Annotated in this window: 9 protein-coding genes; 3 read left to right on the top strand and 6 right to left on the bottom strand. The window is 49.2% G+C overall.

Annotation, left to right across the window (positions count from 1 at the left end; genetic code table 11):
• Positions 1 to 244: 244 nt before the first annotated feature.
• The gene (locus tag B5F77_RS00100) at positions 245 to 1,546 is read left to right on the top strand and encodes a phenylacetate--CoA ligase (protein ID WP_087325980.1); all 1,302 of its coding nucleotides are present in this window, start codon (positions 245 to 247) and stop codon (positions 1,544 to 1,546) included.
• 17 nt (positions 1,547 to 1,563) lie between these two features.
• Positions 1,564 to 1,989, top strand: a complete 426-nt coding sequence (locus B5F77_RS00095; RefSeq protein WP_087325978.1) for an amino acid-binding protein — start codon at positions 1,564 to 1,566, stop codon at positions 1,987 to 1,989.
• Between the two features lie 331 nt (positions 1,990 to 2,320).
• Here the strand turns inward: B5F77_RS00095 and B5F77_RS00090 are convergent, their stop codons facing one another.
• The 3 genes from B5F77_RS00090 to B5F77_RS00080 are packed head-to-tail and all read right to left on the bottom strand — an operon-like array spanning position 2,321 to position 7,511.
• The gene (locus tag B5F77_RS00090; RefSeq protein ID WP_087325976.1) at positions 2,321 to 5,278 is read right to left on the bottom strand and encodes a PEP/pyruvate-binding domain-containing protein; all 2,958 of its coding nucleotides are present in this window, start codon (positions 5,276 to 5,278) and stop codon (positions 2,321 to 2,323) included.
• Between the two features lie 59 nt (positions 5,279 to 5,337).
• Entirely contained in the window at positions 5,338 to 6,081 is a 744-nt protein-coding gene (locus B5F77_RS00085; protein WP_087325975.1) for a nucleotidyltransferase family protein, read from the bottom strand.
• Positions 6,078 to 7,511 carry an RNase adapter RapZ gene (locus B5F77_RS00080; protein WP_087325973.1) on the bottom strand — a complete coding sequence of 478 codons (1,434 nt, stop codon included), beginning with the start codon at positions 7,509 to 7,511 and terminating at the stop codon, positions 6,078 to 6,080. The genes B5F77_RS00085 and B5F77_RS00080 overlap by 4 nt, the downstream gene beginning before the upstream one ends.
• Before the next feature lie 560 nt (positions 7,512 to 8,071).
• Between B5F77_RS00080 and B5F77_RS00075 the strand changes: the two genes are divergently transcribed.
• A complete protein-coding gene (locus B5F77_RS00075) occupies positions 8,072 to 8,560 on the top strand; it encodes a helix-turn-helix domain-containing protein (protein WP_087325972.1) in 489 nt (162 codons plus the stop codon).
• A gap of 92 nt (positions 8,561 to 8,652) precedes the next feature.
• Here B5F77_RS00075 and B5F77_RS00070 read toward each other — a convergent pair whose 3' ends face one another.
• From B5F77_RS00070 to ileS, 3 genes are all read right to left on the bottom strand, one after another.
• Positions 8,653 to 9,987 carry an NADP-specific glutamate dehydrogenase gene (locus tag B5F77_RS00070; RefSeq protein WP_087325971.1) on the bottom strand — a complete coding sequence of 445 codons (1,335 nt, stop codon included), beginning with the start codon at positions 9,985 to 9,987 and terminating at the stop codon, positions 8,653 to 8,655.
• 149 nt (positions 9,988 to 10,136) lie between these two features.
• Complete coding sequence (locus B5F77_RS00065; protein WP_087325969.1) at positions 10,137 to 10,328, bottom strand: hypothetical protein; 192 nt, start codon at positions 10,326 to 10,328, stop codon at positions 10,137 to 10,139.
• A gap of 88 nt (positions 10,329 to 10,416) precedes the next feature.
• Entirely contained in the window at positions 10,417 to 13,908 is a 3,492-nt protein-coding gene (gene ileS / locus B5F77_RS00060; protein ID WP_087325967.1) for an isoleucine--tRNA ligase, read from the bottom strand.
• Between the last annotated feature and the right edge of the window lie 159 nt (positions 13,909 to 14,067).

The following is a 14,067-nucleotide window of genomic DNA, read 5'->3' as shown; positions in this document are numbered from 1 at the left end:
GCGACTCGTCTACAATCTGCTCCGAACTCTCCACAACGTTGGCAGCTCGTCCACAATCTGCTCCGACCACATGCTTCTTTCGGAACCTCGAGTTCCGATAGCCAAGAGAAAAAAGAGTACTCCCCATAGAAAAAATGAATGAAAATCCACATTTCGCTTCCCAAATGTGAGTAATTCTCACAAAAAAGTTATTACTTTGTGGTCTATTTAAATTCATTACTAACAAACAATACATAGAAAAACGATGATTTGGAACGAAACAATGGAGTGCATGGGCCGCGAAGAAATGCGGAAATTGCAGAGTATACGATTGAAACGGGTGGTAGAACATGTATACCATAATTCTCCCTTTTATCGCAAGAAAATGCAAGAAATGGGACTTGTACCGGAAGATATTCAGTCGATTGATGATATTGTAAAACTTCCTTTTACGGTAAAGCAAGACTTAAGAGATAACTATCCTTTCGGATTGATGGCGGTACCGATGTCGGAAATCGTGCGCTTACATGCGTCGTCGGGAACGACAGGCAAACCGATTGTGGTAGGTTATACGCGCCGAGACTTGGGCATCTGGGCGGAATGCGTCTCCCGCGTCCTTACAGCAGGAGGCATTACGCGAAACGATTCGGTACAAGTATCGTACGGATACGGCCTTTTTACCGGGGGATTAGGATTGCACGACGGCGTGCAGAATATCGGTGGCACGGTGATTCCGATGAGTAGCGGCAATACGCAAAAGCAAATCCAGCTCATGCACGATTTCGGGGCGAAGGCGTTGGCTTGTACGCCCTCTTATGCGCTCTATTTGGCAGAGACGATACACAACTCGGGCATACCGCTCGAAGAATTCCAGCTCCGCGCCGGTTTCTTTGGCGCAGAACCTTGGACAGAGAACATGCGCAAAGAGTTGCAAGAAAAGATGCACATCAAGGCGTATGACATTTATGGCTTGACGGAAATTTCCGGTCCGGGCGTAGGGGGCGAATGCGAATGCCAAAACGGGACGCACCTGTGGGAAGATCATTTCTTCCCAGAAATTGTAGACCCGCAGACGCTCCAGCCCGTAGCGCCAGGCGAAACGGGCGAATTGGTCTTCACCACGCTGACGAAAGAAGGCATGCCGATGATACGTTACCGGACGCGCGATTTGACCCATCTGATTTATGAAAAGTGCGCCTGCGGACGTACGGCGGTGCGCATGGGCCGCATCCTCGGACGAAGCGACGATATGCTGATTATCCGAGGCGTGAACGTATTCCCGTCGCAGGTAGAATCTGTCATCCTCGAACTGCCGGAATTCGAAGCCCATTATTTAATTATCGTAGACCGTGTGAACAATACCGATACGTTCCAGATTCAAGTCGAAGTACGCCCGGAATATTATACGGACGAGATGAACAAGATGTTGGCATTGAAGAAGAAAATCGCGAATCGCATCCAGAGCGTCATCGGACTTCAGCCCGATATCCGCATCGTAGAGCCGCGAAGCATCGAACGAAGCATGGGCAAAGCAAAGCATGTGATAGATAATCGTAAATTAATATAAGAAAGGAGAAACAAGCCATGTTAATCAAACAATTATCCATTTTCTTGGAGAATAAGAAAGGACGTTTTACGGAAGTAGCCAAACTGCTGGGAGAGGCAGGCGTGAACATGTCTGCTTTCACCGTATCCGAGAATTCCGATTTCGGCATTTTACGTCTGATCGTATCTGACCCAGACAAAGCCATCGCCGTCTTGCGCGAGCATCTGTATGCCGTCAGCATCGCCGAAGTGATTTGTCTGCACTGCCCTAATCAACCGGGCGCCTTGGCGAAGGCCATGGAAATCATCACGGAAGCCGGCATCTTCGTGGAATACATGTATGCCTTTTCGGAGGGCGATGTGGCAAACGTCATTATCCGTCCGGACAACCTCGAACGCTGTGCCGAAGTATTAACTGCCAACAAACTCGAACTTTTGGCGGCAAGCGATTTGTATAAGCTATAAAAAATTTTTGCGGAGGTACGCGGCATGAAGCCGTGACCTTCCGCAAATTTTCTAAACCCTCCTGCCGAAGGCGAGAACCTTCCGCAAATTTTCTGAGCCCTCCTGCCGATGGCGAGAACCTTCCGCAAATTTTCTGAGCCCTCCTGCCGATGGCGGGAGGTGTCGAAATAGAAAATGGGACGCAGAACAACGCAGACTAAAGCGCAGACAAACACAGATTTTTTAATGGCTACGCGATATTTACCACCCTAAAATAAAAATCTGCGTTTATCTGCGCTTTAGTCTGCGCCGTCAGCGTGCTATAACCTTCATGCCATTCTGCAAGCCTACCCTATTTCAAGATAACGCCCAGGCTCCTCTTCCCATCCATCTTAATTACGGCGGGCTTTTCGAGCCGGACATGCCGGAGATATTCCGTCTCTTCAACAGCGGGCAGCGCATTGAGATAGGCCTCGTCGAACCAACCATCGCCATTGAAAGGATTGACCGTAAAATAACCGACGCCAAACGACGTCAAATTCTGGAAGAAATGCGTCCCCTGGCTCGGGTCGATGCGATAATTTTCCAACCCGCACTCTACGATGACCCGCGCATTGCAAATATGCGGCCATTTAACGGGAATGCCCAGCCACGTGTCGCTGCTCCCCCATCGTCCCGGCCCGACGAGAATATAACCTTGGTCCGTTCCCGTGAATTGCCGGTTCATCTTTTCGATATCGTAAGCAATCAGTTGGTTATTGGAAGCATTGAAAGTCTCGCTCTTCACATAAATAATATCCTGTACATCGCTAATGATGCCATTGCCCAATACATTCTTGGAAGAAAGAATCGTGTCTTCGTCGGGGACGAGCGTCAAATCCTCGTTGATGACCTCCTTATTATCTACAATCGGACGGATTTGCAAAAGATAGAACGCCGCCTTTTTCGGATCCTCCTTGCTGATGTTGACGGCAAATTCAATTTCCACGGGCCGTCCCATTTCCTTCTGCCCTATCTTCAAAAGCTGGTCCAACGTATCAGAAAGCGGAAAAACTTCATGCTGCAAGATATTGACAAACGAAAGCACCTTGCGCCCACCCGGATAATAACCGTCTCGGATAATCATATCGTAAGGGTCGTAGGTCGAAACGATGTATTTCAAGGCACCGTCGGCATCTGCATCCTTCAGATTCAACTTCAAGAGGTTGAATGCATCGTTCACAGAGAATTTGTCTGCCACCTTTTCGTCCGACAGGTCCAGAGCATAGAAGCGGGTTTGCGTTTCGCGCAGGGCGAAATCCAGCGTACTCATCTGAAGGATATTGTGCGGGTGACAAGGCGAGAAACGAAGCGTCACGCCCCCATCCACAATGTATTTTCCCAATCCGAGGGCAATGTTGGCAATTCCGTCTTCCGCCTTCTCGTTTCCAATCGGATAGAAATTGAGCGAACGTGCCACACCGGAAATCGTCGGATAGAAATGTGTGCCATACTTCGTCCCCACGACCTCCTGGAGCACTACGGCCATTTTCTCTTGGTCGATGAGGTTCGAAGTAGCCGTCATATAGGCTTTACTATCCCGATAAAAGACCGAAGCATATACGGCCTTAATCGCATCGCTCAACGTACGGAGCATTTCATACTTATCCTCCAATTTAGGAATCATATACGTAGAATACACTCCGGCGAAAGGCTGGTAATGCGAATCCTCCAAGAGGCTTGACGAACGAATGGCAATCGGTCCCTTGACGACATCGAAGAAAGCCATCAAATCTTCAATCAAACGTTTGGGAAGACTGGCACGGAGGAAATACTTTAAAATAGTTTCGTCTTCTTGTTCGCTCAAAGCCATTGGATACAATTCGTTCGTCTCCATAAACTCGTCGAAAACATCGGTACAAATGACGACGGTCTTCGGTATATTCACCGTGAAATTATCCTGTTCCAATTTGGGATAACGCTTAATCATCGCGCCAATGAAAGCCAAGCCGCGCCCCTTCCCGCCCAGCGAACCGTCGCCGATACGGGCAAAGTTACTATATTCGTCGAAGCGGTCTTTCTGGTACACGGCCACGACACCGGCGTTCTTCATCCGGCGATACTGGACAATGAGGTCGAATATCAACTTGCGCGCCTCGTCCATGTCGGTATAATCACTCACGTCTACGTTCTTCAGCACCTCGGCAGGCGGGAACATCGCGCGAGAGTAGAAGAAACGCGAAAAGTGGTTCCGGCTCAAATGGTAAACGAGCGAATCATCCGGTATCATGAAGACCTTCTTCTGCAAATCTTTCAAATCCTTGATACGCATGATTTCCTCTTTCGTCTGCGGGTTGATGATGACGAAATCCCCGAACCCGAAGCGGTCGGTAATGATACGACGCAAATCCTGCGGATAACTTTTCGAATTCTTATCAATAAACGAAGCGCCTAACTCGTTTGCATAAATCACGTTCTTTGTCTCCGAAGATTCCAAGATAAAAGGAACGATTTTACCCGTCTTCCGAACATATTGCCCAAACTTATATCCTGCGTACGGATCTTTCTCCCCATTGTGCATGAAACTCATATCCGACACGATACCCAGGATATTGTTCTGGTATTGCTCAAAGATGCGAACAGCCTCCTCGTAGGTACGCGCCAGTTTGATTTTCGGACGCCCACGCATCCGGAGCTTCTGCAAGTGCGCATTTAACGCCTCCTTCGAAAACTCTTGGCTTTGTTCCAACACAAACTTATATAAGTGAGGAAGTGCCGATGAATAGAAGCGTACCGAGTCTTCGACCAACAGAATAATCTGCACACCGACACTCGCCACATCATGTGGAGCATTCATCTTATCCTCTATCAACTTGATGATGGCCAAGAGCAATTCCGCGTTTCCGAGCCAACTGAATACATAATCGATAGCATTCAAATCTTCGTTGGCCAACCGTTTGGAAACCTCTTTCGAGAAAGGCGTAAGGACAACAATCGGGATATTCGGGTAATGTACCTTAATTTCCTTGGCGACCGAGAAAATATCCCGGTTGTCCATATTCGGCATACAGATAATCAACTCGAAATTCCGGTTCTTAAGCTCGGCCAACGCCTCATCTTCAGTTGTTACTTGCGTAAAACGGGGCGGATAGCTCAAGCTTAACGATGTGTACTCATTAAATATCTGCTCGTCCACCCGTCCGTCGTCTTCCAACATAAAGGCATCGTACTTGGTGGCTATCAACAATACATTATATATGCGTTTGTTCATCAGGTTCGCGAATGGCGTATCCCTGAACACTAAATCTTTTAAATTGGGTAAACCGCTCATAGCAATGAATAATTAACAATTCACAATTAAAAGGAGTAATCCAATCTCACTTTTCATTTTTAATTCATCAGGTTTTCCTTTATCCACGTTTCAGCTCCGGCCAACGTTTCCGGCTTTCCGATATCCAGCAACTTGAGTCCTGGAAATTCGCAAGCGTGAATGTTCGTCCGCGCGCAAATAGAAAGGTAGAATTGGATAATCGAAAACTTGCCCGTCCATTCTTCCATCCAGCGGAATATCTCCGGCGAGATAACATGAATACCGGCAAAGGCATATTCCGTATAATGCGCCGGATCGAAATAGGGATAATAGGATTTGACTTCGCCCGTGTCGCGATTGCGCCATCCGCATAGTTTGTTCTCTTTGTCAAAGAGCAGGTAGCGGGAGGTCTTGCGCTGGCTGACGAGCAGCGTCGAAAGCGCGTTCCCCTCCAAATGTTTTTGGTATAACCGGCGAAGGTCGACGTTCGAGAATATATCCACATTGTGTACCAGGAAAGGTTCCGTCCCGTCGAGGAAAGGTTCGGCGTGCTTGATGCCTCCGCCTGTATCGAGCAGGTATTCCCGTTCGTCGGAGATATGGATTTCCACACCGAAGTTATCGTGCGCCCGGAGGAAATCGATGATTTGGTCTCCCAAATGGTGGATATTAATCGTGATTTGGTCGAATCCTGCGTCTTTGAGTTTGAGGATTACGTGCTCCAGCATCGGACGTCCGCCGACTGGGAGCAATGCTTTAGGTACGGTGTCGGTAAGGGGCTTCAATCGGTTGCCCGTTCCGGCGGCAAAGATAAGTGCTTTCATTGATTAGACTCCCATTTTTCTTCTATGTTCTGTTCTCTATGTATAATATGTATATTCACATCATATTTGTCTCGCAAATGTTCCCCCAATCGTTGCGCCGCATAAACGGAACGATGCTGCCCGCCTGTGCATCCGAACGAGACCATCAAGTGGGAAAAACCGCGTTCCTGGTAACGCGCTACCGAGGCATCCACCAAGGCATACACATGTGCGAGGAAAGGATACACCTCGCCGTCTTCTTCTAAGAATCGGGCAACGGGCTCGTCGCGGCCTGTCATCGTGGCATAGCGTTCGTAGCGCCCAGGATTATGGAGGGCACGGCAATCGAACACGAATCCGCCCCCGTGACCCGACGCGTCGGCCGGTATTCCTTTTTTATAAGAGAAACTGGTAATCGTTACCTGCAGCTTCTCGGTTGTTTTGTGCGTATTGAATGTTTCCAATTGCGTTAATTCTTTTAAGACCTTGCAAAGGTAAGGATATTCCGTAAAATCCGGCTCCAAGAGGCGACGCAAATTTGCCATCGCAAAAGGAATACTTTGCAAGAAATGTGGTTTCCGTTCGAAATAGCCGCGAAATCCATAAGCACCCAAAACCTGCAGCGTGCGGAAGAGCACAAAATGGCGCAGCCGCTGGCGGAATTGGACGGCGTCTACCGTCTGGTATCGGGCCAATGCCTCCAGGTAGTCCGCCAGCAATTCTTCCCGCAATTCGTCCGGATAGTGCGCCTTCGCTTGCCAAAGAAACGAAGCAACGTCATAGTAGACAGGTCCGCGCCGCCCACCCTGGAAATCGATGAACCACGGCGCGCCCGCGCGCATCATCACGTTGCGCGACTGGAAATCCCGGTACATGAACGTATCCGTCCGCTCCGCCAAAAGGACCTCTGCCAAACGGTCGAAATCATCCTCCAGCCGTCCTTCGTCGAATTCCAGCCCTGTCGCCTTCAAAAAGCAATATTTGAAATAGTTCAAATCCCAGAAGACAGCGCGCCGGTCGAATTCCGCTTGCGGGTAGCACCTGGAAAAGTCGAAATTCCTCGCTCCCGCGCACTGCAATTTCGGGAGGAGGCGTATCGTCTGGCGCAGCCATTGCTTCTCTTCCGGGGAGAACTGTCCGCTCTCCCGCCCCGGTCGGATGGCATCGAAAAGGAGCGTATCGCCCAAATCCTCTTGGAGATAGCACAACCCGTCGTCCGATACGGCGTAAACTTCCGGCACTGGCAATCCCGCCGACCGGAAATGGCGCGCCATATACACAAACGCCCGGTTTTCCTCCGCGGATGTCCCCCTCACACCTACCATCCTCCGTTTCCCTTCGAGGCGATAATACCGTCGGTTCGACCCCGCGCCGGGCAAAGCCGTCATCTGCTGCGGCGGTTCGCCTGCGAGCGAAAGGTACATCTCTTGTAAAATTTCTTTGTTTCCCATACTTGTTCTTTTGCCCGCTAAGGTATAAAGAATCGTGAAAATAGAAAAGGGCAACCTGCTTTTTCTCTCCTTTCTACATGGTTCTTTCATTTAATCGGTAGGGAGCCTCTTCGAAAAGTCTGCGGCGTTCGGCAGAGGCAATAACCAGGGTTCTTTCTATCTCTAAATAAAAAAGATTCCGGAAACGGTGTCTCTTTGTTCGCAGCTTTCCATGTGTTCAAAGAATAGAAATTGCTTTGTTCGCAGCTTTCCATATGTTCAAAGAATAGAAATTGCTTTGTTCGCAGCATTCCATGTGTTCAAAGAATAGAAATTTCCTTGTTCACAGCATTCCATGTATTCAAAGAATAGAAATTGCTTTGTTCGCAGCTTTCCATATGTTCAAAGAAGAGAAATTGCTTTGTTCGCAGCATTCCATATGTTCAAAGAATAGAAATTGCTTTGTTCGCAGCTTTCCATGTATTCAAAGAATAGAAATTTCTTTGTTCATTTGTTTTCTATTTGACAAAAAACTTGTTTACTAAGGAAAAAACCATTATCTTGCAGGCAAAAAGAAAAAAATGAAAGCCATTCAATTCAAACAGACAACGGTGAAAGACATTTACGTCTCCATCCTGACTAAACGGTTTGTGACGTACGACAACGGCTGGATGCGCTGGGAACCTGTGGAAAAGAAAATCGAGCCGACGGGCTCGGAACTGATGGACTGCCTGGCGCAAGCGTTGGCGAAAGATTGCCGGCTGGAGACGAGCCACTTCATCGCATCGACGGGACTTAACCCCAACGACTTCCGCGTCCTCTTCCGCTTGCATACAGGTCTCTCGTTGAAAGAGTTTATTAAGGAATACCAACAAATGCGGGCGTGCGAGTGGTTGGCGTGTACCGATTTAAGTTATACGGAGATAGCCAAACGGTGCGGATTCGCGTCGGCCTCCTCGCTGAGCCACTATTTCCGGAAAAGCCTCCGATGCACACCGACAGAATACCGCCACCAGCATCGCCCCACAAACTTCCGGGAACTTTATGAATGGACAATTGACAATGGATAATGGACAATTAAATAGGGGAAGAAAGATGCGGATCATCCGACACCTTCCTTCCCCCAGTATAAATTGTCAATTGTCAATTATCAATTGTCAATTTACAAAATGCCTTGTGCCATCATAGCCTTGGCTACCTTCATGAAGCCGGCCACGTTCGCACCCTTCACGTAGTTGACGTAACCGTCCTCTTGCGTGCCATACTTCAAGCACTGCTCGTGGATATTGGCCATGATGTCTTTCAACTTCTGGTCAACCTCTTCGCTCGACCAGCTGAGCTTCTGCGCATTCTGCGTCATTTCCAGACCCGAAACGGATACACCGCCGGCGTTGGCAGCCTTGCCCGGAGCGTAGAGAATCTTCGCCTTGAGGAACTCGTCGATAGCTTCTGGCGTAGAAGGCATGTTGGCACCTTCCGATACAGCGAAGCAACCGTTAGCCAACAAAGCACGTGCATCGTCGCCATTGATTTCGTTCTGCGTAGCCGACGGCATCGCGATGTCGCACTTCTCGCCCCAAGGACGTGCGCCCGGAACATACTTCACGCCATACTTCTCGGCATATTCGCGGATACGTCCACGATAGAGGTTCTTCAATTCCATGATGTAATCCAACTTCTCGCGGTCGATACCATCCGGGTCGTAAATATAGCCATCCGAGTCGGACATTGTAACGACCTTTGCGCCCAAGGTAATCAACTTCTCAACCGTATATTGAGCCACGTTACCCGAACCAGAAACCGTAACCACCTTGTCCTTGATATCGATACCTTTCGTCTTCAACATCTGGAGCAGGAAGTAAACGTTACCATAACCCGTAGCCTCCGGACGAATCAACGAACCGCCGAACTCGATGCCCTTACCCGTGAACGTACCTGTATTTTCGCGTGCCAACTTCTTGTACATGCCATACATATAGCCTACTTCGCGTCCGCCTACACCAATATCACCAGCCGGAACATCCGTATCCGGACCGATATGACGCCACAATTCCGTCACGAACGCCTGGCAGAAACGCATGATTTCAGCGTTGCTCTTCCCACGCGGGCTGAAATCCGAACCACCCTTGGCGCCACCCATCGGAAGCGTAGTCAAAGAGTTCTTAAAGGTTTGCTCGAAAGCCAAGAACTTCAGGATAGAAAGATTTACCGAAGCGTGGAAACGGATACCCCCTTTGTACGGGCCGATGGCGTTATTGTGCTGTACGCGGTAACCCATGTTCGTCCGAACCTGTCCTTTGTCGTCTACCCAAGTCACGCGGAATGAGAAAATCCGGTCGGGAATGCAAAGGCGTTCAATCAGATTCGACTTTTCAAACTCCGGATGTTCGTTGTAAACCTCTTCGATTGTCCCTAATACTTCTGAAACTGCCTGATGATATTCCGGTTCATTCGGAAAGCGGCGTTTCAGCATGTCTAAAACTTCATTAGCTTTCATGTTTTCTTCTATATTTAATGTGATACTTACTATTCGAATCCTATTTCGTTTGATTCGGTTGCAAAGATATAGTATTTTTTGTTATCAGCAAACAAATGAAAGAATAAATATCTATTTTCTGTCATTTTTCTTCTTTCCTGAATTAAAACTTACGATTTGTCACTGTTCCTACCCCGCACGTTTTTATAAATCGGCACAAACACAATGATACCCGACGCAAGAATCCAGAAAATCGTCTCAAATGTAATCTTCGAACTGTAAGCTAACAACATATAACACAATATTCCCCACAAAAGCGTCAAACACGCCACCTGGCTATTGGTCAACCTTCGCTTCGCCATTTTTTTATCGTACTAAAATTAAACACAAAAGCACGGAGACAAAGTTTTCCGACTCTGCTCCGTGCATACTTTCATTTTCCTCTATATTTTATGCCTTCACGACTTTCACCGCCAAAGTGAAGTCCTCGAAGTCGAGCACCGTGGCGTCCTCAACCGGAGCCGGCACGATTTCGATGCTGTTGGCCAATACTTGCGTGGCGATGTAATCCTGGTAGGCACGGATGGCGTCGTCCATCTCGGCGGAGGAAGCGACGGTGATATTTACCTTGTCCGTGATGTCGAACCCGCTGCTCTTGCGCAAGTTTTGGACGCGGTTCACCAGTTCGCGCGCCAAGCCCTCTTTCTTCAAATCATCCGTGATGGTGATATCCAAAGCCACCGTGAGGCGACCTTCGTTGGCAACCAGCCATCCCGGAATATCTTCGGAGATGATTTCCACATCCGCACGCTCGATGACAGCCTCTTGCCCCTCTACCGAGAGCGTGAAAACCCCCGCCTTTTCGAACGCGTTGATGTCCTCCTGGCTCATTTGCTGGATTTGCGCCGCCAATGCCTTCATGATTTTGCCGTAACGCGGGCCCAATTTCTTGAAGTCCGGTTTGATGCGCTTTACGAGGATGCCCGCCGTATTGTCGACGAATTTCATGTCCTTCACATTCACCTCGTTCAGGATAAGCGGCTTCACCGCCTCGATGCTTTCCTGCTGGTGTGCGTCCACCACCGGAACCATCAGCACATGGAGCGGCTGGCGCACCTTGATATTCACCTTGCGGCGCAATGCCAACACCATCGACGAAATATCCTGTGCCATCTGCATCCGTTCCTCCAATGCCTTGTCGATGAAGGCTTCGTGGCAAACCGGGAAGTCGGAGAGGTGAACCGACGCTACCTGCTCGCGGCCTGTTACGGCAATCAAATCGCAGAACAGCTTGTCGGCATAGAACGGGGCGATAGGAGCCATCAGCTTCGCCACCGTCTCCAAGCAAGTGTACAAAGTCTGGTAAGCCGAGAGCTTATCTTCCGTCAGTCCGCCTTGCCAGAAGCGTTTGCGGTTTAGACGGACGTACCAGTTGCTCAAGTGGTCGTTCACGAAGTCGGAAATCGCACGTCCGGCGCGGGTTGGCTCGTACGTGTTCAGGAAGTTGTCCACATCCTTCACCAAGCTATTGAGGAGCGAGAGAATCCAGCGGTCGATTTCCGGACGCTTTTCCCACGCCACTTCCGGCTGCGAATAGTCGAAACCGTCCACATTCGCATAGAGCGCGAAGAAAGAATAGGTATTATATAATGTACCGAAGAATTTGCGGCGCACCTCTTCCACGCCTTCGACATCAAACTTCAGATTGTCCCACGGCGAAGCGTTCGTAATCATGTACCAACGCAGCGGGTCGGAACCATATTTCTCAATCGTAGCGAATGGGTCAATGGCATTGCCCAAACGCTTCGACATCTTATTGCCATTCTTATCCAACACCAGGCCGTTCGATACCACATTCTTGAACGATACGCTGTCGAACACCATCGTCGCAATCGCATGGAGTGTAAAGAACCATCCGCGTGTCTGGTCGACACCCTCCGCGATGAAGTCAGCCGGATAATAAGTCCGCTGGTCAATCAATTCCTTGTTCTCGAACGGATAATGCAGCTGGGCGTAAGGCATCGAACCCGAATCGAACCATACGTCAATCAAATCCGCCTCACGTTTCATTGGCTTGCCTGTCGGAGAAACCAACACGATGTCATCTACATATGGTCGATGTAAATCGATTCGTTCATAGTTCTCTTTCGTATAGACGTTCGGCGTAAATCCGAGTTTCTTGTAAGGATTCTCCGTCATGAAACCGGCAGCCACCGCCTTCTCAATCTCATTATACAGCTCCTCGACTGAACCGATGCAAACCTCTTCGCCTGCTTCGCTGCGCCAGATAGGAAGCGGAGTTCCCCAATAGCGCGAACGGCTCAGGTTCCAGTCGTTCAGATTTTCGAGCCACTTCCCGAAGCGACCCGTACCGGTCGATTCCGGTTTCCAGTTGATGGTCTTGTTAAGCTCCATCATCCGCTCCTTGCAAGCCGTCGAACGGATGAACCAGCTATCCAACGGATAATAGAGCACCGGCTTGTCGGTACGCCAGCAGTGCGGATAGTTGTGTACATGCTTCTCCATCTTGAAAGCCTTGTTCTCCTGCTTCATCTTCATGCAGATGTACACGTCGAGCGATTCAGCCGCCTGTGCCGCTTTCTCGTCATACTTGCCATCCACCGTGAACTGCGGGTCGTAAGCGTTCTTCACCCACCGGCCTTCATATTCCTTATATTTCTCTACGTCGACGCATTCCGCCACGAACTTCTCATCCAGTTCATCCAACAGGTAGAACTTACCCGTCAAATCCACCATCGGACGCGTCTCGCCCTTCTTGTTTATCATGAACAGGGAAGGAATGCCCGCAGCCTTCGCCACGAAAGCATCGTCCGCACCAAAGGTCGGCGCGATGTGTACGATACCTGTACCATCTTCCGTCGTTACATAATCACCCGGAATTACCCGGAAAGCCTTCGCCGAAGCATCCCGCCAGTTCCCGTTTTCATCCAACTCAACCGGTTTAACCCACGGGAGGAGTTGCTCGTACTCCATGCCCACCAAATCCGGACCTTTATACTCACCGACGATCTTGAATGGAACCAACTTATCGCCCGGCTTGTAATCCTCTAACGCGATGCCCTCTGCCTTCTTGTTGAAGTGCGTATAAAGCAAAGCCTTTGCCAATACGACCGTCTCCTTCTCACCCGTATAAGTATTGTAGGTCTGAACCGCTACATAATCGATCTTCGGTCCGACGCAGAGCGCGGTATTGGAAGGCAACGTCCACGGCGTAGTGGTCCATGCGAGGAAGTAAGGCGTACCCCACTGTGCCATCTCCGGCTTCGGGTTCTTCATCTTGAACTGAGCCACGGCGGTCAAGTCCTTTACGTCCCGATAACATCCCGGCTGGTTCAACTCGTGCGAGCTTAATCCCGTACCGGCTGCCGGCGAATAGGGCTGGATGGTATATCCTTTATATAATAATCCTTTGTTGTAAAGCTGCTTCAAGAGCCACCAGAGTGTTTCGATGTAGCGGTTATCATAGGTGATGTAGGGATTCTCCAAATCGACCCAATAGCCCATCTTTTCGGTCAGGTCTGTCCATTCTTTCGTGAACTTCATCACGTCCTTACGGCAAGCCGCATTATATTCCGCTACCGAAATCTTCTTGCCGATATCCTCTTTCGTAATGCCCAGCGACTTTTCTACGCCCAGCTCCACCGGAAGCCCGTGCGTATCCCAACCGGCTTTACGATTGACCTTGAAACCCTTCATCGTCTTGTACCGGCAGAAAATATCTTTAATAGAGCGCGCAATCACGTGGTGGATACCCGGCATACCGTTCGCAGAAGGAGGCCCTTCATAGAACACGAACGAAGGATGCCCTTCGCGGATTTCAAGACTCTTGTGGAAGACATCGCCGTCTTGCCACTTTTTCAGGATTTCCTTATTCACGTCCGACAAGTCGAACTTCGAATACTCGGCAAATTTCTTACTCATATATTTTGGATGTTAATTTATTTAGCTATTAAAAACCGTGCAAAAGTAGTCATTATATTTGAAATGAACAACTACGACAGGACTTTCCCCGCAAGCATCCCATTTTCGTACCCGATACGAATCCTTCCTTGGATACTAGCGACACTCTCGGTCATTGTC

It is taken from the genome of Parabacteroides sp. An277, assembly GCF_002159645.1.
Taxonomy (GTDB): Bacteria; Bacteroidota; Bacteroidia; order Bacteroidales; family Tannerellaceae; genus Parabacteroides.
Note: the sequence above shows the minus strand (reverse complement) of the source record. Positions and strands in the feature narration are given on the sequence as shown.

Coding starts and splice junctions, on each gene's coding strand:
- B5F77_RS00070 (WP_087325971.1), bottom strand. CDS start 9,987: ATGAAAGCTAATGAAGTTTTAGACATGCTGAAACGCCGCTTTCCGAAT.
- B5F77_RS00100 (WP_087325980.1), top strand. CDS start 245: ATGATTTGGAACGAAACAATGGAGTGCATGGGCCGCGAAGAAATGCGG.
- B5F77_RS00090 (WP_087325976.1), bottom strand. CDS start 5,278: ATGAGCGGTTTACCCAATTTAAAAGATTTAGTGTTCAGGGATACGCCA.
- B5F77_RS00080 (WP_087325973.1), bottom strand. CDS start 7,511: ATGGGAAACAAAGAAATTTTACAAGAGATGTACCTTTCGCTCGCAGGC.
- B5F77_RS00075 (WP_087325972.1), top strand. CDS start 8,072: ATGAAAGCCATTCAATTCAAACAGACAACGGTGAAAGACATTTACGTC.
- B5F77_RS00085 (WP_087325975.1), bottom strand. CDS start 6,081: ATGAAAGCACTTATCTTTGCCGCCGGAACGGGCAACCGATTGAAGCCC.
- B5F77_RS00065 (WP_087325969.1), bottom strand. CDS start 10,328: ATGGCGAAGCGAAGGTTGACCAATAGCCAGGTGGCGTGTTTGACGCTT.
- B5F77_RS00095 (WP_087325978.1), top strand. CDS start 1,564: ATGTTAATCAAACAATTATCCATTTTCTTGGAGAATAAGAAAGGACGT.
- ileS (WP_087325967.1), bottom strand. CDS start 13,908: ATGAGTAAGAAATTTGCCGAGTATTCGAAGTTCGACTTGTCGGACGTG.